The sequence below is a fragment of the Shewanella sp. c952 genome, assembly GCF_019654975.1.
Classification (GTDB): Bacteria; Pseudomonadota; Gammaproteobacteria; order Enterobacterales; family Shewanellaceae; genus Shewanella.
The window spans coordinates 1-22,371 of record NZ_BPEW01000014.1; the positions used below are offsets into that span (position 1 = coordinate 1).

Annotated in this window: 19 protein-coding genes; 7 read left to right on the forward strand and 12 right to left on the reverse strand. The window is 42.6% G+C overall.

Annotated elements, in window-relative coordinates; genetic code table 11:
* Positions 1-1,034: 1,034 nt before the first annotated feature.
* Both K5R16_RS11075 and K5R16_RS11080 read right to left on the reverse strand, forming a co-directional pair.
* Positions 1,035-2,432, reverse strand: a complete 1,398-nt coding sequence (locus K5R16_RS11075) for a M16 family metallopeptidase (RefSeq protein ID WP_374758397.1) — start codon at positions 2,430-2,432, stop codon at positions 1,035-1,037.
* 77 nt (positions 2,433-2,509) lie between these two features.
* Positions 2,510-3,841 carry a pitrilysin family protein gene (locus K5R16_RS11080; protein WP_220737630.1) on the reverse strand — a complete coding sequence of 444 codons (1,332 nt, stop codon included), beginning with the start codon at positions 3,839-3,841 and terminating at the stop codon, positions 2,510-2,512.
* A gap of 326 nt (positions 3,842-4,167) precedes the next feature.
* Between K5R16_RS11080 and K5R16_RS11085 the strand changes: the two genes are divergently transcribed.
* A complete protein-coding gene (locus K5R16_RS11085; RefSeq protein ID WP_220737631.1) occupies positions 4,168-4,854 on the forward strand; it encodes a PilZ domain-containing protein in 687 nt (228 codons plus the stop codon).
* Positions 4,855-4,863: 9 nt separating this feature from the next.
* Here K5R16_RS11085 and K5R16_RS11090 read toward each other — a convergent pair whose 3' ends face one another.
* From K5R16_RS11090 to K5R16_RS11105, 4 genes are all read right to left on the reverse strand, one after another.
* Positions 4,864-5,826 (reverse strand): hypothetical protein, encoded by a 963-nt coding sequence (locus K5R16_RS11090; RefSeq protein WP_220737632.1) that lies wholly within the window; start codon positions 5,824-5,826, stop codon positions 4,864-4,866.
* Between the two features lie 74 nt (positions 5,827-5,900).
* Entirely contained in the window at positions 5,901-6,539 is a 639-nt protein-coding gene (locus K5R16_RS11095) for a class I SAM-dependent methyltransferase (RefSeq protein ID WP_220737633.1), read from the reverse strand.
* A 31-nt stretch (positions 6,540-6,570) separates the two neighbouring features.
* Entirely contained in the window at positions 6,571-6,927 is a 357-nt protein-coding gene (locus K5R16_RS11100) for a hypothetical protein (RefSeq protein ID WP_259649845.1), read from the reverse strand.
* Between the two features lie 128 nt (positions 6,928-7,055).
* Entirely contained in the window at positions 7,056-8,603 is a 1,548-nt protein-coding gene (locus tag K5R16_RS11105; protein ID WP_220737634.1) for an EAL domain-containing protein, read from the reverse strand.
* Between the two features lie 490 nt (positions 8,604-9,093).
* On the opposite strand from K5R16_RS11105, the gene K5R16_RS11110 reads away from it, so the two are divergent.
* Positions 9,094-11,205, forward strand: coding sequence for an EAL domain-containing protein (locus K5R16_RS11110; RefSeq protein ID WP_220737718.1), 2,112 nt, complete (start codon positions 9,094-9,096; stop codon positions 11,203-11,205).
* A gap of 217 nt (positions 11,206-11,422) precedes the next feature.
* Here K5R16_RS11110 and K5R16_RS11115 read toward each other — a convergent pair whose 3' ends face one another.
* Both K5R16_RS11115 and K5R16_RS11120 read right to left on the reverse strand, forming a co-directional pair.
* The gene (locus K5R16_RS11115; RefSeq protein ID WP_220737635.1) at positions 11,423-12,025 is read right to left on the reverse strand and encodes a tRNA-uridine aminocarboxypropyltransferase; all 603 of its coding nucleotides are present in this window, start codon (positions 12,023-12,025) and stop codon (positions 11,423-11,425) included.
* Positions 12,026-12,200: 175 nt separating this feature from the next.
* A complete protein-coding gene (locus K5R16_RS11120) occupies positions 12,201-13,403 on the reverse strand; it encodes a multidrug effflux MFS transporter (protein ID WP_220737636.1) in 1,203 nt (400 codons plus the stop codon).
* 100 nt (positions 13,404-13,503) lie between these two features.
* On the opposite strand from K5R16_RS11120, the gene K5R16_RS11125 reads away from it, so the two are divergent.
* Complete coding sequence (locus tag K5R16_RS11125) at positions 13,504-14,499, forward strand: LysR family transcriptional regulator (protein WP_220737637.1); 996 nt, start codon at positions 13,504-13,506, stop codon at positions 14,497-14,499.
* Between the two features lie 392 nt (positions 14,500-14,891).
* Complete coding sequence (locus tag K5R16_RS11130) at positions 14,892-15,245, forward strand: hypothetical protein (protein WP_220737638.1); 354 nt, start codon at positions 14,892-14,894, stop codon at positions 15,243-15,245.
* On the opposite strand, the gene K5R16_RS11135 is transcribed toward K5R16_RS11130, so the two are convergent.
* From K5R16_RS11135 to K5R16_RS11145, 3 genes are all read right to left on the reverse strand, one after another.
* Positions 15,235-16,518, reverse strand: coding sequence for a hypothetical protein (locus tag K5R16_RS11135; protein WP_220737639.1), 1,284 nt, complete (start codon positions 16,516-16,518; stop codon positions 15,235-15,237). The two genes, K5R16_RS11130 and K5R16_RS11135, sit on opposite strands and share 11 nt — an antisense overlap.
* A 333-nt stretch (positions 16,519-16,851) precedes the next feature.
* Positions 16,852-18,261, reverse strand: coding sequence for a DUF4145 domain-containing protein (locus K5R16_RS11140; protein WP_220737640.1), 1,410 nt, complete (start codon positions 18,259-18,261; stop codon positions 16,852-16,854).
* A gap of 108 nt (positions 18,262-18,369) precedes the next feature.
* On the reverse strand, positions 18,370-19,095 hold the full coding sequence (locus tag K5R16_RS11145) for a hypothetical protein (protein WP_220737641.1): 726 nt from the start codon (positions 19,093-19,095) through the stop codon (positions 18,370-18,372).
* A gap of 185 nt (positions 19,096-19,280) precedes the next feature.
* On the opposite strand from K5R16_RS11145, the gene K5R16_RS11150 reads away from it, so the two are divergent.
* Together K5R16_RS11150 and K5R16_RS11155 are read left to right on the forward strand one after the other, a co-directional pair.
* Complete coding sequence (locus K5R16_RS11150) at positions 19,281-19,790, forward strand: DUF2780 domain-containing protein (protein WP_220737642.1); 510 nt, start codon at positions 19,281-19,283, stop codon at positions 19,788-19,790.
* A gap of 239 nt (positions 19,791-20,029) precedes the next feature.
* The gene (locus K5R16_RS11155; RefSeq protein ID WP_220737643.1) at positions 20,030-20,488 is read left to right on the forward strand and encodes a TerB family tellurite resistance protein; all 459 of its coding nucleotides are present in this window, start codon (positions 20,030-20,032) and stop codon (positions 20,486-20,488) included.
* Between the two features lies 1 nt (position 20,489).
* Here K5R16_RS11155 and yjeH read toward each other — a convergent pair whose 3' ends face one another.
* The gene (gene yjeH, locus K5R16_RS11160; RefSeq protein ID WP_220737644.1) at positions 20,490-21,746 is read right to left on the reverse strand and encodes an L-methionine/branched-chain amino acid transporter; all 1,257 of its coding nucleotides are present in this window, start codon (positions 21,744-21,746) and stop codon (positions 20,490-20,492) included.
* A gap of 142 nt (positions 21,747-21,888) precedes the next feature.
* Between yjeH and K5R16_RS11165 the strand changes: the two genes are divergently transcribed.
* Positions 21,889-22,317 carry an Lrp/AsnC family transcriptional regulator gene (locus K5R16_RS11165; RefSeq protein ID WP_220737719.1) on the forward strand — a complete coding sequence of 143 codons (429 nt, stop codon included), beginning with the start codon at positions 21,889-21,891 and terminating at the stop codon, positions 22,315-22,317.
* Positions 22,318-22,371 lie beyond the last annotated feature (54 nt).

Consider the following 22,371-nt stretch of genomic DNA (forward strand, 5'->3'; position numbering starts at 1 on the left):
GCGTGAAGTCATCTTTCATACTTCGCCGAAGACGCTAGGTCGTTGGCTTGAGGAGGCGTATTCTACACTCTCCAGTGGCGGCGTCAAGCGCTTATTTTAAGAAGTTTTTCAAGCGATGATTTCTTAATCACTCTCGTGAAAAGAAGCACTACCCGAAGCCCTTAAAGCGTTTGTCACCTGAATCAAATCCCCGAAGGTTTTTAACTCTCTAACACCGCTGCAAGTCCCGTACTACCTAAGCATTCGTTTAGTTAGTTGGCCTGCTGTGCCGTGTCAGTGGATGCGCATTATAGGCAAATCCTGACAGAGCGCAAGCGCTTTTATCAATTAAAACAACCTTTTTTAAAAGTCACAGCTAAGACACACCATACACACCACTTACCCCCAGATTTATCCACAAATAGATATTTTATTGTCGCTAAAGCCTTTAAAAAGATGTTATGTATCGACTCTAAAGGATAATCAGTTTAGTTCATTACCCAAAACTTGCGCGAATCATAACAATGCCTCTTCTTTACAAAAGACTCAAAGCGGACAAAGGAGTAAATTATCAATTCAAAGTACATGCATAAGTCACGACGGCGCGCTATTAGGAGATAGAGCATGAATGACTTTCCATAAGTTGCTTTCTAACGCTCTAAACCTACGAACTACACTCACGACTTAATATAATAAAACTGTACATAAGATCGGGGGGGTAAAAGGCAACAGTAAAATCTAACCACTGCGCTTCTATTCACCGACTAAATCTAGAGGTATAAATGGGATTATCTATTTCGCTGCCTTTTAGACTCAAAAATTCAAAAAATATAGTGCCTTTTAAGAAACGCATACATGGATCTATTTGCCCCTTAAGCATCTAATAGCAACACTGAAAATTGATAATGAACGTAATCGTATTAAAACTGTATGAGAGCTATACTAAAAAATGTTCTATTACATTAACAATGTCGTTCTGAACTTCTATCAAAAAGCCGCGAATTATCGCGGCTTTTGCTATCTCAATGAGCGAAACTCACCCATTTACTTATTACTTAACCACCAAAGCCCACATCTTTAATGTCGACCTGCTTAACGCTACCGTATTGCTTAGCAATTGGTGCAATTTTGGCGGCATTACCGATAATCACGAACTGTAAGTTTTCTTTCGGAAAGTAACTGTCGATTAAACGCTTTGACTCTTGCAATGTTAAGCCATCAACCTTTGCTTGAAACTCATTGATAAACGCATCATCAAAGCCATAAAGGTACATATCAGACATCAAGCCCGCTAGCTGGCCACTCGTTTCATACTTAGGTGGAAACTGGCCTTTAACGTATGCTTTAGCTGAATCAAGAGTCTTTTGATCTAAGCCTTGCTCCCACAGACGATCATAGGTTTTAAGCGCTAGGTCGATAGTCTCTTTAGTTGTCGCAGTCTTAGTAAAGGTGCTAATTCTAAACGTACCAGCTGCAGAATAAGCACTGAAGCCTGAACGAGCACCGTAAGTTAATCCCGCATTAACCCTTAACTCGTCATTGAGCCATGAAGTAAAACGCCCACCCAAGATGGTGTTGATCACTGTTAAACCAACAAAATCAGGGTTGTCGCGACTAATCCCCATACCGCCGACTAAAAAGGTGGTTTCAACTGCATCACCTTTATCAACTAACAACACCTTGTTAGCATCAAGCTTCGGTAAACCTTGTTTAAGATTTAATGGAGTAATGGTTTCACTGTCTTTCCAGTTGGCAAACAACTGCTGTAACTGTGCCTTCATCTTCGCAGCATCGAAATCACCGACAACACTGATAGCTGTGTTCGATGGCTGATAGTAACTCTTATGAAAAGCTCGGAGCTGCGATACATTCAATTCTGCCAATGACTTGCTATTACCCGATGTCGCATTGCCATATGGATGGTCAGCAAAAATGAGTTTGTCATAGTAGCGGCTAATCACAGCTCTTGGACTCTCTTTCGATTGCCCTAAACCCGCTATCTCTCGTTGACGTAACTTGTCGAACTCAGCAGCATCAAAGTCTGGCGATAGCAACACACTTTGGATCAGTGGCAACATGATGTCAGCATCTTTCGCCATAAAGTTAGCACTTAAATAGCTACCCTCTTTACCTGCTCCGCTTGAAAGGCTAGCGCCGAGAAAGTCTACCTCTTGCTCTATCTCTAGCTTAGTCTTACCTGCTGCGCCCAGCATTAAACTCGCAGCGGTGACTTGCGCCACCCCCGAAGTGGTATCGTTTACCGCTCCAGCTCTGACTGTAGCATTGACCGTAATGAGTGGCACTTCAGTTTGTGGCATCAGATAAATAGTCAGGCCGTTATCAAGTGTTAATTGCTGATACGCAGGCACACTAAAGCTGCCCGTATCGACGGTAGTGCTTTGCATGTCAGTGGCAGCACAACCCGTAAGTGTTATCGCGCTTGCCATCGCCATTGCGCTAACAAGTTGCTTTGTTCTCACGAGCAAAGGCGCAGAAACTGACAATCTAGTTACTCTGTTGATTAATGTTTTCATTCGTCAGCCTCCTCAGTAGCAGCCAATACAGCAACAGTTCGATTTGAACGTTTTAGATAAGTTTGCGCCACGCGTTGAATATCCGCAGGCGTTACTTTGTTGTATTCTTGAGGAGCATTAAACAACTTATCGTAACTACCAAAGAACAGTTCATAGGTTCCTACTGTATTGGCCTTACCATTAATTGTTTCCATCGCTTGATAGAAGCCCATCAATTTGATGTTTTTAACCTTCTCCAACTCTTGCTCAGTGACACCTTCGCGACCGATACGGTTAATCTCAGCGATCATACCTTTCTCAAGTTCGACTGCAGTAATACCTGGATTAGCCACACCCATAACGTAAAATAGGTTTGGGTCGAATGACATTGGCATATAGGTTTCTACTTCAATTGCCACCTGCTTATCGACTAACCCTTGATACATGCGTGAGCTGTTACCTGTAGTTAAAATAGACGACAACAGATCAAGCGCATAATAGTCAGCATTTGAAGTTGCTGGCACATGGTAACCCAACATGACATTAGGTGTGCTCACCGATGCTTTTTGAACATAGACTCTACGCTCACCTTTCTGCAACGGCTCAACGGTTTTCACTTCTCTAGGAGGGGCTTGCGCTGGAATAGGTGCTAAATATTGGTTTGCCAGACGCTTCACTTCAGCAAGCTTTACATCGCCCGCAATCACGACAACCGCATTATTAGGCGCGTAATAAGTTTTATGGTACTGGACCAGATCATCTAACGTCCAAGCAGCAATATCTGACTCGTGGCCAATCACTGACCAGCTGTAAGGATGCGCTCTAAATGCTGCGCCTTTTAGCTCTTCTTGTAGGTTGCGCCAGTTAGAGTTTTCAAGACCTGTGAGACGCTCTGAAGCCACCACACCACGCTCACTTTCAACCATTTCAGGATTAATATCGAGATTCTCAATACGATCTGCTTCTAAATCAAAAATGGTTTCAATCGCATTGGCCGGAAACCAATCTGTATAAACAGTTAAATTTTCAGTGGTGTAAGCATTGTTTGCACCACCAGCCGCTTCCATGGTGCGGTCAAACATTTTAGGGCCATATTTTTTAGCGCCATTAAACATCATATGCTCAAAAAAGTGCGATATACCAGTGATGCCTGGCACCTCATTACGTGAGCCTACTTTCCAGAATAGGTACATATTAGCGTTAGGGATCGAGCTGTCTTCTAACACCATTATTTTCATGCCGTTATCCAGAGTAAAACTCTGAATATCTTTGGCTTCCGTTGCCTGCACGGCGGATGCTGTAAATAGCATACCCACTGACAGTAACAATGCCTTTGTATAGCGCTTCATTATTCGCTCCTTGTTTGAGCACTTATGTCATCGTCATTACAAAAAATATCACTGCAAATAGCAGTTTTTATTATCTAAATGACCTAATTCAGCTGATATAAAAAAGCAATTCGTGTTGAAAATCAAATTTGCTTCTCTTTTATTTGTAACGTTCGGTAAACATATCGATACTTTTGTGAATAAAAACAGGGAGAGCTACTGTTTTTCTAACTCTGCAGTTCAAATCACCAAGCTGTCAATAAGACTAAAAAATATTCTATAAATATCAACAGCAGCAATGTTTTATGCTAGTTTGAATCAAGGAATTCTTAAGCTACTGCCTGACTATGCCAACTGAAAATGATTTTAATGCGCTTGATAATTTGACCTGCAGTACTGAAGTGCACCTGCAGATCCTGACCCCAACACAAGCGATTCGCTTGCGCAGTAAACTCATTGGAGTGGATTCAGGCCGTTCCATTATTCTCGCTCACGGCAACGATAAAGCTTGGGCTGCTGCCACTCCATTTATTAGAGAGCGGCAAAGCGTAATCATGCGAGTGGTTAACAGCGATGAGCAAGATGCCAATATTCTTGCCTTTAGAAGTAGTATTCAAAAAGTCATTACTGTGGTTGGCCGTTGGCTTATCATTGATTACCCTAAGGCTTTACAAACAGTAGCGCTAAGGCAGCATTCTCGGATCCCTATCAACGTAACAGCAAGCTTAATCTGTACGACAAACAATGCGGTGGTTTCTCATGGCGATCTACGTGATATATCGATAAAGGGTGGTGCTTTTGTCGGTGAGCAGATAGAAGGCTTTGAGCTTGATAGCCAATATAAACTGCAAGTTAGTCTTGATGAACAAAATGACACTGTCGACACCTTAGTCACCTTGAAAAACCAACAAGAAGCTGAAGGGCAAGCAGACCAGGTCCAATATGGCTTGATCTTAGAGGCAAATCATGAGGAAGCTGAAGTGATGGTGCAAAAAGTTATTTTGCACCATCTACTGCAAAACCCAAAAAACTAGTCACTATTGTTACTGACCCATTAATACTTGCTCTATCTTGAAAAGAATTTTGGGCGATTTAAGTTCAGTTTCTTCAGTAACTAATAGGGCAAAGTTATCAGCAACAATCTCTTCGGGGTGAATAATATAGTTGGTATTACGTCCCACTTGGTTAAAGAAACCTTTAAGATCAGGCACTGCAATGATTTCTGCTTGCTGCGGGTCGTAATCTGCTTTACTCGCCTGTTCCCCCCAGCCAACAATGACAAACTTAAAGGTTAAATAATCAAAAAACTCCCCGCCTTTTTTGACATCATATTGCTCAACGTCTGAGTATAGGATTGGTACAACCCACACTAGCTCACCTTTATATTTAACTTGTATCGCAAAGTCATTTACCGGCGCATCGGGATTAGTAATCTTTTGCTTAGTCAGGTGGGCTGGAAATTCTATATCCCCAATAAATTGATAGCCTATGGCTTGATATAGCGCTTGCTTTATCTCAGGGTTAAAACGCGAATATACATGCAGTAGCTCATGAGCTATTAGCCTAGGTAACCCCTGTTTTTTCGCCAACTGCCGCGCTTGCAGGATAATTGCTTGGCCTCGGGTATAAGCCGCTCCGCCCTCCTCCAACCCAGTGGTTTTAATGAATTGAATCGGATCGGGTAAACTCACTTTTAGCTCTGCTAACTTAGCACTAATACTGTTAAATGCATCGCTAATGACCCGTTGTTCTTCCGGTGTCCAATCTAAAGTTTGCTGCGCGACAAAACCAAGGTAATCAGCCTTTGACTGAGCCGTGTCTTGTTTCATTCTGGCATCAATATCAAACTGACTCACCCGTTGAACAAAGTCATCATTCAATGTCAGTAAATGAGTTGCTTCGGTTTTACTCAAAAACTCTATGTTGTACGTAGGTTTTGCCTGCACCATGTGACTAAATAGCAACACAGCGACAAAACAACTGAAGAGAGATACTCTATTTAACATATTTAAATTCCAATAGATTGATAGCCGCTCTGCTTCAAAATACATTTATCAAAGTCGGCAGAACGGCAATAGGTTTAAATCCGTTTGGTAAAAAACACCACGTCGGTGTCGATAATCTCTAATGCCCAATTATACTCGGCTGCAATCCACTTAAATGTCTCTACTGAGTAAAAGCAGATATGTGTTAAGTCTCTCTTATAGTGCCATTGAGTAAACGCAGCTTTGTCTATAACTCGTTTAGTCATCACCACTAATGTAGCCCCAGACTTGAGCAAATTATCCAACTTCTGTAATAACATCAAAGCATCGGCAACATGCTCAATCACTTCGGTTGTAGTGACAAAATCATACTGCTGCTGCAGCAACGCCATGTTGTTACAATAATAAGGATCATAATTGCTGATCTGGATACCAGATTCAGCAGCGATTACGCTAATAGTTGGCCCTGGACCACAGCCAAAGTCTAGTCCTTGAGCTTGGCTCGCGAGTCGTGAAAATAGCGGTACTAATGCCCGCGAAAGAAATTGCCTGTACCCCATGTCAGCCGCACTGTTCTGATGAAAATTATAAATAGCCTTTTCATCAGCCACACTCAAATGAAACTTTGGCGGAACAAAAACTAACTGACATGTCTGACAACGCCGGTAATACCGAGCTTTGTCTCTATCAAACAGCTCCGAATTAGTACATCCACACAAAGGGCACTGATCCACGCAGTTCTCCCATTAGCCTCAGAGACATTAGTTATAAAGGTTTTGGTATTTTCCGCTCTAGTTTAGCCGCCTCTTTGGCTTCCCTTAAGTATTTATCTTCTCTAGATTCTCGCTCATTGAACTGCAACTGAGCTTTTTCACGCTGTTCGGTTTGCCAATCTCTCTGTTTCTCTTTGGCGAGCATCTCTTTTTCATGCTCAGCACTTTGACTGGCTGCATCCCGCGCTTTTTTCAACTGCTCTTGCTCGATTGTCAAAGAACGCGCCTTTGCTTCTTCGGCCTTATCAGCCAGCATCGCAGGGTCGCTTTTGTCACTAGCCTGTAAGTCAGCGCTTAACCCAAGAGCTAGTGGTAGGAGAATAGTCATTAATACTTTAGATAAAGTCACTCATCGTTCCTTAAATAGCAATCAAACAGCTAGCTAATACTACCTTATACCAATTGCATTAAATATCGGCTTATTTAGTCATGCTTCCGCCGAGCTTCTACAGCAAAGGGCCAAAAAAGCAGAGGGTGTTAGTTTTGTTTTGATAACCAAAAATGCACGAACTCTTCAGCGGGCAGAGGTTTAGAGAAATAATAACCTTGATGTAGGTGAACGCCTCTAGCGAGTAGCGCTAAAGATTGCTCCTGCTTCTCAACGCCTTCAGCAATCACTTCCATCTCTAAAGTCTTAGCCATCTGTATATAGGCATCTAACACCGGTGTGTTATCAGGCGATAAGATCAAGGTATCAACAAACAGCTTATCAATCTTTAGAATATCGATATTCAGCTCTTGCAGATATGAAGCTCCACCATAACCTGTTCCCGCATCATCCAGCTCAATCATCACCCCAAGCGCTTTCAACCGCTCAAGATGTTCATTCGCCACTTCTAAATTTCTTAGAGGCAAGCGCTCCGTAATTTCCACTGCTATCTGCTGGGTAGGAAAACCAGAAGCCGCTAACTGCTCTACATGACGACAAAAATGTTCTTGCTCAACTTGCTCTGGAACCAGGTTTAAACTGCACCTGAATTCGTTGTCACCTGCAAATATCAGCTTTAAATCTTCAGGGATCTGCTCGAGCATCTGTATGGTTAGCGGATTAATTAATGCAGTACGTTCGAGCTCATCAATAAAGCGAGCAGGAGAGATCACCTCTCCATTTGGCCTTATCCAACGAACGAGTGCTTCGGCTCCAACTATATGTCCTGTCGACGCATCCATAATAGGCTGGTAGAAGGCAACGAGCTCGCGCTGACGTATCGCTTGCTTTAGCCGTTGCTTGAGCGAACGCTCAGATCTTTGCAGTAATTTAAATAAATAGGCACATAAAAATGCCACCAACAATGATACCGGCAAGCTGAATATCATGCCGTTTTTCATCATAGCTAAGATACGATTGCGGTTTATCTGAGAGGCGACATAAAAAGGGTAGCGATTACTTTCGACTCGAATTGTCGTGATTAAGTCGGGTAACGGTTGCCCCATCGAGTAAACCAAACTGTCATTATTGAGCTTAATCTCGACATGTCGACATTTTATACAGTCAGGATCAAAAAAAGCGTAACCATCATCAAGCGTGATACGAATAGCGCTAGTATTCCTCTCGCCTATATAGCCAAGAAACAGGCTGCGGCTGTCCTGCTCTCTCCAGTTATAATTGAGTACCGCAAGCGGAAACTGGCGATTAACTTCATCAAGTAAAATTAGGTTTTCGAAGTTACGATCTTTTTTCGCGACAACAATCTCACCAACCACAGAGCAATAAGTATATCTCTTAGCCTTATTGCTCCTAACAAAAAATAGCCCACCATTAAAATGATGCAGTAAAAACTGCTCTAACTCTGCACGACCTTTATCATCACACAGCTCATAGTGTAGCTGCTCAAGTTTATACATATTACGCATCGCGTAGTTAAGCTTATGTTCAACGTAATTGACCATCTGTTCAGCATCTGAATCCACTTCTAGAGTCACTCGCCAATAGGCAACAGCATATGACAGCAGCATCATTAGTGAAAAAGTAACAATGAAAACACCACCAATAGGCAGAAAAAGCTTGCTTCGGAATTGGCCCACTTATCACCTCAAGGTTGTTGAATCTATTTCAGATTACCGTAATCACCTGACGACATACCACATTAATTTAACAAAAGTTACATCACAAGCTCTACATGTGGGTCCGCTCACTAAAAGTTGATTAAGCAACGCCTTTGCCCGAGACACCGAAAGTACCTATTCCTCACTTTGATATAATGGCAGAGAAAGGCCGCGGTATAGATGAGTAATAAAAATACATCACCAAGCATCAATTCGCTTAACTTAAGCAACACCGACTCCAATCAAGCAATTAAACAAGCAAGTAAAAAACATAAATTTGCTTATGCGTAGCATTTTTATGATCAAAAACAGATTTTATACAAAAAATTGTTACAACAAGTTTGTACAAAGCGTCAAATAAAGGTATTTTTGACGCTTCTAGAACAAAGTATCTAAAACTCTAGATTTATTCACTTTTAATCAGTACCGACCATTAGAATAATGTTATGAAGGAAAGGGAAAAATGAATATGCAAAAGTGGTCAGAGTTATACTCTCACCTAACATCTTCCACCCCTTCTCTTTCCGAGCAACTTATTCAACTAGATAGTGCAGAGTCACCCTCCGCCTTAGCTATCGTAAAAGGATATCATTTTCTCGCTGCCAACCAGGCAACCTTAAGTTACTTCGAGAGTGTTGAACAAAATTTTGTCCATGCTACGCCCTATGATTTCTCTCCTAGAATACAATCATCAGGTAGAAATAGTGTCGAGTACGGCCAACAAAAGCTCCGCGAGGCCGCTAAAGGCAATATAGTCGCTTTTAACTGGCTACACATTAGCCAGCAAGGCACCGAGCTGCCGACCAAAGTAACCCTTTACCCTGTAAAGCTTAGAGATGAAGATGTCATTTTGATTCAATTTACCCCTATGGATAGACGGGGTAAACGTCGCACTCGCTCAAGCAATGGTTTTGAAGGGCTGCCGAAAGAGCTCATGTCGATAACTCTAGAAGATAGTGCAGAAGCTGTATATATCACTAATGAAGACAATCGAATCTTGGCAGTAAACAAAGCCATGTGTCGTATTTGCGGTTATAGCGCTGAACATATGCTCGCTAAAACCCCTTATGAGCTCGGCCTTGAAGCTATGCTCAACGACACTATCAACACTAACCCATTGAAAGAAAAAGGTAACTGGCAAGGCGAAGTCTGGAAGTATCGTTCAGATGGCTCAAAGTTCCCCGCTTGGCAGAGTTGTCGCCGGATCTATGCCGACAATACAGTGTATTTCGTCAATTTATTCAGTGATATTAGCGAGAAAAAACGACTCGAAGCTAAGCTCACCCAGCAAGCTATGTACGACAAGCTAACCGGTTTACCGAATCGATTTCATCTTATCAAAATTCTTAATAAGGCGATTGAAGATATTAAACAGCACAGCAGCATGATTGGTGCTTTAATGTTTTTAGATCTCAATGGTTTTAAAAATATTAATGATAGTTTCGGTCATGCAACAGGCGATAAGGTTTTGCAATTAGTTGCGGCAAGACTAGAAACTTGCTGCCTTGAAGACGCTGAGATTGCTCGGCTCGGTGGCGATGAATTTACCTTAGTACTGCCAAAATGTAAAAATAAACAAGAGATAGAAACCTTCTCCGATCTCGTTCTTTCTTTGTTTGATGCGCCATTTGAAATCGATGGGCAAAAATTTTACCTTAGTACCAGTATTGGCATATCACTATTCCCACAGCAGAGTCTCGAAGCAAATCAATTACTGAGCATGGCTGACACTGCTATGTATTCCGCCAAGAAGAGCCCTAACCACATTCGCTTTTACAACGCCGCAATCAGAGAAGCTGCTGAGAAAAAACTTCATATACTTAACGATCTGAGGCACGCTCAAAGCTTGGGGCAATTTAGTTTGGTTTATCAGCAAATTGTTGATCTTGAATCCAACGAAACGATTGCCGTTGAAGCACTATTGCGTTGGCAACGTAGTAACGGCGATATACTAGAGGCCAATGAGTTCATTCCTTTACTGGAAGAGACGGGCTCAATGGTCAATGTGGGTCTGTGGGCTCTCGAGCAAGCCTGTACCCAGATGGCTCTGTGGCATACTCAGTACAATAATACACTTAAAATCACGGTTAACATCTCAACTTCACAACTGGCACACCCAGATTTTGTATCAATGCTAACCAAGGTACTACAACAGACTCAGTTGCCATCAGATAAACTGATTATCGAAATTGAAGAGTCAGCACTGATCCGCAAACCAGCGCTGATGTCAGCAGTATTAAGTGAACTTAAACAGCTTAATATCGGCATCGCCATCGATGACTTTGGCGCTGGATTATCTTCATTAAGTCGATTAGGCAGTTTGCCAATTGATTGCTTAAAAATTGACTCCAGCTTTGCACAACGATTACATGAGCCTCAAGGAAAAGAGCTATGCAAAGCCATGGTGCAATTAGCCCAGACTTTGAATATCTGTTATATCGCAGAAGGTATCGAAACCAAAGAGCAAAAAGAGTTGTTAGCTAAAATGGGGAAAGGATATGGCCAAGGCTACCATTTTGGCTGGCCTGCAACGGCTGAGGTGTTTGCGACAGAGTCATTATATCTGCTCAAAAAAGCCTAACTTAAACAATAACAATAAGATAAAACACATTGAAAGATGGCTGCATCAATCACCTGAATAAATTCAGTGTCGCCCCCTGCAAAAGCCGTGAATGAGGCAGCCACTTACGTTAGCTAAAATAGCTTACATGACTATTAAACCCTATATTTCACTGGATTAGCGTGACCTAAATTGGGTTTTACTGAGTATTAGATGACCTGATTCACAAATTCTACTTCTATTTATTATCTCTATATCGTGCTCTCACATCTGCTGGCATCGACGCCAACCTTTGCTCAACTAACGCCGCTAAAGCATCGGTTAATGGCGTTACGTCTTTTAGCGGTTCTATCGCCTTCAACATCATCGCACTCGCCTCTAAAGTTGATAAACTATCACTGCGACTCGCTTTGCGGATGGTGTAATTAGAAGCTGACTCTAGATCAAGGTGTAGAGCAGGAAAATCCGCTAACCACGGGTTTAACTGCAACAACTTGTAAGCTTTTCTCCAGGTACCATCTAATAGCAAAAGAATCACCTCTTCATCCAGTGAGCAGCTATTCGCCAATTCACTGCCTTCTGATGGATAAACTAAATAGACCCGCTTTTCAGATTCAGTTAAATATTGTCTTAATGCAGAAAAATCTGCCGCAGTTTCACCCACAAAGACCTGCGTTTCAGGGATCACAAGCTCCATTAAACGTACGCTATTTTTGGCATGACCAACTTCACTAGGATCTTGTAACACGATCAACTCAGTTTTTACCTGCATTCTTCTAATGCTGGCACACAGGCATGCTTTTAATGGGTAATAGCATGTAGGACAATCTGGACGAGACAAAAGTGTAAGCCTTCTTCATTCCGCTAACTTGGTAGTGCTTAGTTTATACCAATTAGCTATGTTCTATCATTAAGCTTCACGCAAAAAAAACCTGCATAGATGGTTGCTCTATACAGGTCAAAGGGTGTTTCATCGTTAGCCGTAAAACAGCGCTAACTGTAATTTCATCAGTCGCTTAATAAGCATGTTGCTCTTGATGCCAATGGTCAAAACGGGACATGGCCATCATAGAGAGCAAGATGATCGCTAAACCGCCCATGACCAAAGCCACGGCATAAGGTGCTGGAATACTGGTTTGTTGTACTAGCCCTGTCAGTAGTGATGCACCACTCATTTGAATAAAACCTAACATCGCTGTAGCAGTGCCCGCTCTCTCACCAAAGGCGGATAGCGCCATACTCGTTGCCGGCCCCAATAACAGTGCAAAGCCAATACAGAGCAACATCATTGGCAACATAAAGCTAAATGCCGCAGCTAACCCCGTTTGAGGACCGAATATTTGTACTAACACTTCGGTTGCTGCTGCAACTAGCATGAAGGCCAATGCAAGTATAACCGTCGGACGATTACCTAGCTTTTTAATCACTATTGGAGCTGCAAAACAAGCAACGATATTAACCGCAGCGTTAAGGCCGAATAAGCCACTAAAGGTCAACTCTGACACGCCAAGTCGATCTATTAACCAAACTGGAGCATATGAGACGTAGCTTAAAATCGCCGCCATACCCGCCATACAAGCAAAGGCATAGAATAAAAAGTGTGTTTCAACAATCACGGGTTTATAACGAGCCCAGCGATATAGTGGGCCTGAACTGACGGTATTTTTAGGGCGTGTTTCAGGTAGACGATAGCCGACAAAAACGAGGATAAGAATTGCGTACAGCGTCATAAAGACAAAGGTCGAGCGCCAACCAAATTGCAAGGCCAGCAAACCACCAAGCGTCGGTGCTAACGCTGGAATCACACATATCATACCGTTAAGGTAACTGTAGTAACGAGCTCCTTCTTTCGGTGAAAAGCAATCACGTACTGCACTAAAGACCACAATAGAGGTCGAGCAAGCAGCCAAACCTTGTAACACCCGAGCAAACTGCAGCCATTCAAACTCAACAGCTACCGCAGCCAGCATACTACTTGCTGCATAAAGAATAATACCGCCTAACGCGACAGGTCTTCTGCCATATCTATCGGCTAAGGGACCAATCAATAACTGTCCAGTGCCCATAGCAAATAGGAACAACACCAAAGTCGACTGGATTTGGCTAGCAGAAACCGAAAACTCTGCAGCCATAGCAGGCATAGAGGGAAGGTAAATATCGATAGCCAAAGGGCTAAGAACCACCATCGACATTAAAATAGGTAATAAATTACGACGCATCATCTTTCTCAAATATTGGAAACGTGACTATATTAATCAAACCATGGTATGAACAGAAATGATATTATTTCCATAATGAATTTCCATTGAGGAATATCTAATGAAATTAGAGAATTTAGCTCGTATCGACTTAAACCTATTGGTGATACTGCAAATACTGCTTGAAGAGAAGAGTGTTACCCGAGCGGCCAACCGTTTACATCTCAGCCAGTCTGCATTGAGCAAAAGCCTCAATAGACTGCGTGAAACCTTAGGCGACCCTCTTTTTCTGCGCACAGCTCATGGTTTAAAGCCTACCGCTCACGCCGTTCAATTAGGAAAAATGTTGCCACAAAGTCTACAAAGCTTATATCAACTGACTCTACCACCCAGCTTTGAACCCGCTAGCAGTACCAGACAATTCTCATTCGCCATGGTTGAAAGTGCATATGAGACACTTATTCCCTATTTTATTGGCCCACTTCTGACTAAAGCGCCAAATCTTAAGTTAGATAGCTATGTTTGGACTGAGAATTCAACGCTAGCGATTCAGCAAGGTCAGATAGATTTCGGCATCTCTGGACGTGACCTTCATCCACAGTCAGCCTTTCAAGTAGACAGGCTACCAGACGGAATAGCGCATCAAACACTCTTTACCGATGAGCAAGTTTGTCTAGTTCGAAAAGGCCATCCGCTGCTAAATGCGATAGCTGCAGGCCATTGGGATCGAGAGATCTATCTAGAGATGGCACACGTGCAAGTACGCTGTGAAGGAAATGATTGGTGGGCACTAGATTATCACTTAGCCGACTTAGGGCATCATCGTCGTATCAGCACCACAGTACCTGATTTTTACGGTGCGGCGAGTATTTGCGCCCATAGCGATCTCATATTCACTCTACCGGCAAGCTTTGCTAAACATGCCCAAAAGCTATACCCGCTGGCAGAACTACCTCTGCCCTTTGATTTCATGCCACTTGCTTATGTGTTGCTATGGCACCAGAGAAATGATGATGACCCAGGACACCAATGGGTTAAGAACATAATTTGCCAGAGTGTTTCAGCAGCTTTTAGCTCGCCAGAGCTAAAAGAATTTGTAGAAGTTAGGGGGAGTTGATCTTTCACGGTTGTTTTTGCCGCCGTTTATTGGTTATTTTAACAACGCGTTGGCTGTGCGGTTTAGTCATTCCCCCAAATAATACCAATTCCATTAAGGATATACTCAGTTCGAGCTTTCTCAGTCTTTTCAATTCAAGGCGCATTGGTAAAGAAATGGTTATTCCCTTTTAAGCCAATGCAAAGAAGAAGTGGAAAGACAGAGAGCCTCACAATGCGCGGCCTTAGGGTTATAAACAAAGCTCGAAAGATCAACAGCCCCTAATCAAGATTAACCTTTATTAACGTGATATCTGCTTAGTTTGTCGGCAATATGAAAGTCGTTAGTTTATTCATTCAGCCAGTATTCATCTTTGTGGTGTAAGCTAACAACTAAGAAATTATGGAGAAGATATGATTTACAACCAGTTTCAAAGCAGTTCAATGCAAAATCGATTTTCTGGCTCTCGCGGCTGGTTAGCATTCGTCATCGGTTTAGCCTTTATGACTCTAGCCTTAGTTGCGCTGCCTTTCCTGTTACTTTTTGGCGCTATCACTTTTATAACGCTAAGCCTTTTTGGTCGCGTTTATTTAAAACGTCAGCTAGCACGTTTCCAGAAACAACAAGCAGGACAAACATACCAAAGAGATAACGAACAGCAAACTGATGCTTTCAGCAATACAGATTTTAAAGATACTGCCTTTAAAGATAGTACGACTCAACCAGCAAGAGCCGGACGCACTTTCGAGCACAATCCTAACGAATAAGCTTCATTGCAGATGCGCTGCGGGGTCTTGATAGCAAGGCCTCAAAACGCTGCCAATGCATCGCTTTACTGTCAGATTCAAATTCAACCCAATCTGCTACAGTATCTTCACCAACACTGTAATTTATAATGTAAGAACGATTGCAGTCAAAAAAGCGCATACGCTGCTCAGCTCGCGAATGAGTATAAAGCGCATCATCAACCAATAAACGTATCGCTTCTTGCTGATCAATTTTTTTATCAGTCAGTAGCTTGCTAACATGGTTTTCAAAGTATCCCAGCCGCTTAATACACGCAAAAACTTTATGAAATAATGCCATATCCGCATCAAGCCCTGCTAAAGGCATTAATACATCACGTTCAAAATCAACGATTTCGTCGGCAGTCATCAGTATCCGGAGCGCGTAATTAGCACTGCCTTCAGCTAAGAATGAAATGGGGCTAAATAGCGGGTAAACAGAATACTCTAACCAACCTTTTCCTTTTACTAGCAGCTGCTCTTGCAAAGCATTAAACACATGATGTCCAGGGTAGCCTTCGTGAGTGGCAAGCTCTAGGTAACGATCGATCGTCAACGGTTGATCTTGATTAAGTTGGATAAGGCTATGGTAGTCGCCTTTAAACCAGTTATAGGCAGTCCAGACTTTGCCATTAACATACTCAATGTCACAGCTCTCGTTTTCAGGTAGTGTGAACTGCAACTTAGTTAACTCACGCGCCTTGTCAACCGCAGCATTGAATACAACTCCAGCCTTATCTTTAGGTACAATGTAACTATCTTTAAATAAAGTAAAACGGCTCTGTAGGCTACCAAGGCCTGGCAATAATTGCTCAAGTTCAAGGTGTATGGCCTTTAATTCATCCAGCTGGAATTCAGCCACTGAGGAGTCATATAACCTTGCAGCCTCTTCATCAAAGCTAAGCTCCTTACCCTCTAATAAGTCTAAATAAGCACCAATAGACGACCATTGCTTTTCTAAAAAGTTATAGCGTGCTTGTAACTCTGCATTAAACTTTTTGGCGCCCAACACATTAAGTAACTGACTACCTTCTTCAAACTGCGATCTAAGTGCTGTCATCGGCTGCCAGTAAGCTTCTTCCTTCCAAGCGCTTGGGCCAAAATAGGCGTCTATATAAAGGTCATCATGTTGCCCTACAGCCAGCACCAATCGAACATAGCGCTCTGCAAAATGATTCAGCTCAGTATTTAGACTTTTCAAGGATAATTGAGAGGTCGGAATTGACTTCACTTCATTTGCTGCAGAGTAGGACATATAGCGCTCCAATATTTTATTTGAAGCTAAGGTACACATATTGCATAATGTATACAAGGTAAATTAACAAACAATAAACTGAATATTGTATTTTATAATTTACAGCTGGATTACCTGTTAATGATATAATTGCAGAACATAAAAACAAATAAAATTTCTTTGCCAAGCTTTATGCTTTTCATAGAAGGTGTTGTAGAAAAGTAATCCCGTTTAGATTGATCGATATGCCACTATAAAATTGGATACGTGAATAGAATTAGCCTCACGAATCGCGATCACTCTGGCAGATTGCATCTAGTCATGAATCAATTTAAAGCCAGCATTTTTTATTACTTAACTCAGTAATTCAGCAGCTTTTACTAATGCCTCTTTCTCTTGTGGCGAACTCGTCATCTGCATTACAGATAACACCTGCTGTTCTAGCGACGCCCACAGAGGCTCAATAACTGCCAACTCTTCTTCATTCGCATGCTCTTTAGCAAGCTTCAGTAAAGAGGCAGAAGCAACCACATCGATGCGACCAAGCACCCCATCAGCTAATGCAATACTTAACTCTATCATAGCTGGCACACTATGGCCGTACTTTATAACTTCACGTAAATAGGTTTCAGCTTGAGTATAATCCTCTATAAGACCTGTATCGTCATGCAGCATAGTCTGAGCTCTAGAAAGCATAGCATCTACCTGCCCTTGTTCAGCGGCTTCCGCTAGCCAGTATTCACTTTTTATCGCATCTACTTCGCAGCCTTCGCCACGAGATAACATCAGCGCGAGATGGAACTGTGCGTGTGGAAAACCTGCTTTTGCTGCACGGCTGATATATTTATAAGCACACTGCAAATCTGATTTTTGATAGTAGAGCACCCCTAAGTTAGCCATAGCCTCAGATTGCTCAAGCTTTGCTGCTTGACTTAAATACTGCTCTGCAAGTTCAATATCAGCGGTGAAATGCTGACTACCAACTAGATAGAAGTAACCGAGTAGCGCCATCGCATTGGCAACGCCTGCAGTCGCCGCTTTGGCGATAGCTTGTTCGCCTGCAATAACATCAAATTCGCCGCTGTACCCATGGATCAGCGCCACGCCGTGTTCAAAGAGCGCATTAATATCATGCTCAGCAGCTTGAGAGAACCAGTAACTCGCTTGCTTGAAAGATGCGGTAGAACGCTCTTTTACGCTATCCTCACTCCGCTCTTGTAATGCGAGCTCTTGCTCTCTTTGCATCAATGCCCTCGCCTTGAGTGACATCCCCACCAAATACTGTGACTCGGCATCTCGCTCCATCACTGCGCGGTAACAGAGATCTCTACCCGCTAAGGCGTCAAACTCTTCAAAATAATATTCAGGACAGGCATTGCCAGTGACTTGCTTAAACAAGGTATCCACGAGGTGCAGCAGGTTCTTAATCGCTCGTTGACTAAGCTGCTGTAATTGCTCTGGCGTTAGGTGATATTTTTCGGGATGAGCACCACGGTTACCATCTGTGCGTAATTTATGCAGTGCTCGAGTGGTTTTTACATCAATTAATCGACGTTGATTAAGTAGCTCAATGCGGTCATAGAGGTTGGGACTATCAAAATGAATTGCACGCTTCTCGGCCAGTAAACTGGTTAGTTTATGGCTAAAACTTCTTACATGCAGTAACGCCTGAGTAGGCACATCGGTAACAAAACTTTTGGCTTTACGGTAGTCTTGCCCCAGCTCTGCCGAAAACTGATTAACGAATTCTATATCGTTTAACAAGATACGCTCCTACGCCGCTGACTGCGTCACACAGTAATATGTTGAAACTCTATTACGAGCATTTTACTCAATACTCGTAATAAAGCTGATCGGCAATATCCGTGATTACTACTCTAGATTGCCCTGCACATCAGAGTCGTCACGTGCAACCATGTACAAACGGAACAGTGCAACGTTCACAAATAGGCCGAAGAATGCCACAACCACTTCGCCAATAAGCTGTAACGGCACGCCGCCTAGCTGTGTTGCAAGTGCCAATACGCCACCAGCAAGAGAGATAGGGACATAGATTAATAATACCGTGATGGTTTTCAGCGTGATTGGTCCACTAAAGGTGAAACTACGCTTAATAGCTTCCAAGGGGGTTAACCGCTCTACAACCACCATAAAATTAACGAATGCGAGTCGAGCAAATAGATAAATACTTAATACTAAACCGATAATGCCAAGCATTGGGTTAATCGCTAGTAATACAATAAATGGTCCCACAACCGCTAAGCCAGATAACACTCCGGCCAACAAAAGGGTGGGTACAAAGTTCAGACTGGTTTTTAAGATCATAGCATTACTCGGACTGTGTCCCTGCGAGCGGATCTCTAAAAACAGTGTCAGAGCAGCGATAAGAAAAGAAAAAACCAACAACAACACCATCATGGCGACCATGTGACTAGTGCCAAACTGTGGGTTTTCAAGATCGGCAGCGTTAATTTCTAGGCTCAACCATAACTGTATACCCACCTGGATAAACAATACAGGAACCAGCAGCATTGCTAATTGGCTAATATTATTACGAAAAAAATTAAAAGCTTGAGTCAAGATGGCTGATAATGACATAGGGTATTCCAAACATTGAAATTGAATAACACGAATTAAGGCTAAGGATACCCAAATTTGGTAATTAATGCACAGTTCAAATCACGTATTTACTATTTCTAAAAAGTAAAAAAACTGCAAACGAACTGTTAAAACCGTTAAACTAATAAAAAATGCAACAGATAAACCTTAAAAGGATGACCCTCATGAAATTATTGACCGCGACTTTTCTCGCTATGCTTAGCCTTGTATCGACTCAGGCTACCGCTCACGGGTTAGACTCGCTAACAGAAGTCACCAACGCTATATCTAAACCATCAGAATCAAGTGATTTAGTAGGCAGTGTCATGTCACAGTTGGGTTTAAGCCAGGGCCAAGCAGAAGGTGGTTTAGGTAGCTTGCTATCATTAGCACAGTCTTCTTTGGGTAGCAGCGACTTTAGCACTATTTCAGATTCTATCCCTGGTATTGACGGCTTACTAGGTGCAGTGCCAAAGCTAGACAACGATTCGGGTATGTCTGGCTTACTTTCCAAAGCTGGCGGATTCGGTGAATCATTACAGGGCGGAGCAATGGTTTATGATGCCTTCGAAAAGCTAGGGATCTCTAAAGATCTTGCCGCACCTATGGTTGATATCGTTAAAGGCTACCTCGATGCGAATGGTACTTCTGGTACTTCAGATCTTTTGATGAAGGGTCTTGGCGCCATTTTATAAGCTTCATTGGTATCTTGGCTTATCATTGATAAGCTATCAATATAAGCCAAGATGGAACTCTCTCTTTATTTGCCGCTCTAAGTTATATTCACCGTAATTACATTGAGTAAATAACCATTCAGTTCTACTCAAACTTGCCATTCAGAATGTATAGATGAGACAACAGTGTCCCTACTTACGCAAACGGACGCTACTGACAACAGTAGAATGTAGTGGTTATTATCTATTGAGGAGTTTACATGCTTGCCAAGCTAAAACAGTTTTTTGAATCCCCTAATCAGACATTATCTGCCGAGGAGCAAGCTCATCATCTCAACCTAGCAGCTGCAAGTTTACTACTAGAAGTTGTTATGGCCGATGAAACTATGTCAGATGAAGAAGCCAAGATACTGCCCGAGCTACTTACCACCAGCTTAGGCTTGTCCGTTAATGATGTCGGCGCATTGATACAAGACGCGACCGTATCACAAAGTAATTCAATCTCACTGTACGAATTTACTCAAGCGATTAATGACAACTTTGATATTGAACAAAAACAGCAACTAATTCTCGCAATGTGGCGCCTTGCCTATGCTGATGGTCATCTGTGCCAATATGAAGACCAGATGATCCGTCGCACTTCAGAATTACTTTACTTAAGACATAGCGAGCTTATTCAGATGCGTAATCTTGCCATTGAAACACAACAGAAGTCTTAAGTTATTCCGTGACCCATTGTTTACGGCTGAGGTGTGTTTTCTGTAGCCATAACATTGGAAATAACACCAGCATTAAGAGTATGGCGTAAGCCATATTCCAACCTAATGCAAAACCAATCACTGCACATAACATACAACTAAGCGCGACCAAAGGCAGATAGCGCTTGCTCAGCAGTTTTACCGCAGCGAACATAGCTGCTAAGTAGATAATAACAAACACTCCATTGCTCCAAGCAATCAGATCCTCTAGCTGCTGACCTGTTGCATAGGTCAGAATTATCACCAATGCCATTGAAACCAGTACCGCGATTGATGCACGAGCAGGAGAATTGTGCTGATTTAGCTTGTTAAAGTACTTAGGCAACACACCGTCACGACTAAAGCTCCAGATAAGCCTAGATACACTGGCGGTATACACATTAACGGTCGCCAAACCACTGACAATCCCTAGAATGCCGATGACCTGTGCACCATAACCGCCCAGCAAGCTATCGAACACTCCAACCATTGCCACAGGCGTTTCGCTGGGGACGATAAGCAATAGCAAAGTACAAGCTAAATAGACAATACCCACCAGCACGGTGCCAATAAACATCGCCGGGATCATATCTCGCTTAGGGTTACGAAAATCGCCCGCCAGATGGGTCATTGCTTCAATACCAAGAAAGCTCCAAAAAGCGATACCGACAGCAGCCATCACTAAACTCACGTTAGGGCTATCTTGATGGGTAAAAGATTCAAGCTCAGACAAGCTCATTCCGACACCACCAAAAAGTGCCACGACTACCGAAACAATCGCTAGCGTTAAAGCAAACTGCAGTTTGGCAGAGACTTGAATGCCTCTTAGGTTTAATAGTAGCAATGCTCCAAGCAGTAACAATTCTGTAGCCACTTGTGCCCACCCCTCTATCGGCACCAGAGCATTCACAAATTGGAAGGTCATTAAAATTGCAGCTGGCGCTCCAATAGGCACCACCAGCAAAAACATTAGCCCTATGGTTCGTCCAGCAGTTCGACCAAATGCCTTTTCAACAAAATACGCAGGACCCGCAGCATGGGGCAGTACACTGGCTAAGCGGCCAAACACTAAGGTCACAGGAATAATTGCCAGAGTGAGCACCAACCAAGCAATTAATGCGCCCTGTCCCGCAGTGACTATGGTCATTTGCGGTAAGATAAATACTCCGGTACCCAACAAAGTGGTGGCCATCAAGCCAGCACCTTGCCAACGTCCTATTGTTGCTGATATTTGGTTCATCTCATATACTCACTGACTTCAATGGCACCATTATAGTTCTAGACTTAACTGCAATCTGCGCTTGCGCGCAACCAAGTTCACCGAAGATACCGTCATTTTGTCGGCATTCTATTTACTTACCGCCATTATGTGGAACTACACTATGGATAAGTTTGATAACGCTATTATAACGGCCTTAAGAACCGATGCTCGTCGTAGTATCTCTGATATTGCGACGGAGGTTAACTTATCACGCTCGGCAGTCACAGAGCGAATTAAGAAGATGGAAAAGAACGGCACCATTCGGGGTTACCAAGTGCTATTAAGCGCTTCGCAAACAGAAGGGGTAACGGCCTATTTTGAAATCCGTCATCAATGTCCGAACTGTGCAGACATCGTTAAAGTGTTCCGTACCATTCCAGAGATCATTACCTGCAGAGGCATCACCGGTGATATGGATCTTTTAGTTTATGTCAATGCACCGTCAATGAAGCGATTACATCAAATTCGAGAATTTATCGATGCTCACCCAGATATAACTAAAACAAAAACTCATGTGGTGATGAGCGAGTGGATTGATAATCAAGGCTAAAGGTAAAAGCTGGGCTAGGATTTAGTGAAGTTGATATAAAACCAAAGCCGATCA

What these genes read in the sequence shown, in the direction of transcription:
- K5R16_RS11090 (WP_220737632.1), bottom strand. Translation starts at nt 5,826, where the DNA reads ATGTTAAATAGAGTATCTCTCTTCAGTTGTTTTGTCGCTGTGTTGCTA.
- K5R16_RS11165 (WP_220737719.1), top strand. Translation starts at nt 21,889, where the DNA reads ATGGATAAGTTTGATAACGCTATTATAACGGCCTTAAGAACCGATGCT.
- K5R16_RS11130 (WP_220737638.1), top strand. Translation starts at nt 14,892, where the DNA reads ATGATTTACAACCAGTTTCAAAGCAGTTCAATGCAAAATCGATTTTCT.
- K5R16_RS11155 (WP_220737643.1), top strand. Translation starts at nt 20,030, where the DNA reads ATGCTTGCCAAGCTAAAACAGTTTTTTGAATCCCCTAATCAGACATTA.
- yjeH (WP_220737644.1), bottom strand. Translation starts at nt 21,746, where the DNA reads ATGAACCAAATATCAGCAACAATAGGACGTTGGCAAGGTGCTGGCTTG.
- K5R16_RS11145 (WP_220737641.1), bottom strand. Translation starts at nt 19,095, where the DNA reads ATGTCATTATCAGCCATCTTGACTCAAGCTTTTAATTTTTTTCGTAAT.
- K5R16_RS11110 (WP_220737718.1), top strand. Translation starts at nt 9,094, where the DNA reads ATGCAAAAGTGGTCAGAGTTATACTCTCACCTAACATCTTCCACCCCT.
- K5R16_RS11075 (WP_374758397.1), bottom strand. Translation starts at nt 2,432, where the DNA reads ATGGCGATGGCAAGCGCGATAACACTTACGGGTTGTGCTGCCACTGAC.
- K5R16_RS11135 (WP_220737639.1), bottom strand. Translation starts at nt 16,518, where the DNA reads ATGTCCTACTCTGCAGCAAATGAAGTGAAGTCAATTCCGACCTCTCAA.
- K5R16_RS11085 (WP_220737631.1), top strand. Translation starts at nt 4,168, where the DNA reads ATGCCAACTGAAAATGATTTTAATGCGCTTGATAATTTGACCTGCAGT.
- K5R16_RS11150 (WP_220737642.1), top strand. Translation starts at nt 19,281, where the DNA reads ATGAAATTATTGACCGCGACTTTTCTCGCTATGCTTAGCCTTGTATCG.
- K5R16_RS11120 (WP_220737636.1), bottom strand. Translation starts at nt 13,403, where the DNA reads ATGCGTCGTAATTTATTACCTATTTTAATGTCGATGGTGGTTCTTAGC.
- K5R16_RS11080 (WP_220737630.1), bottom strand. Translation starts at nt 3,841, where the DNA reads ATGAAGCGCTATACAAAGGCATTGTTACTGTCAGTGGGTATGCTATTT.
- K5R16_RS11125 (WP_220737637.1), top strand. Translation starts at nt 13,504, where the DNA reads ATGAAATTAGAGAATTTAGCTCGTATCGACTTAAACCTATTGGTGATA.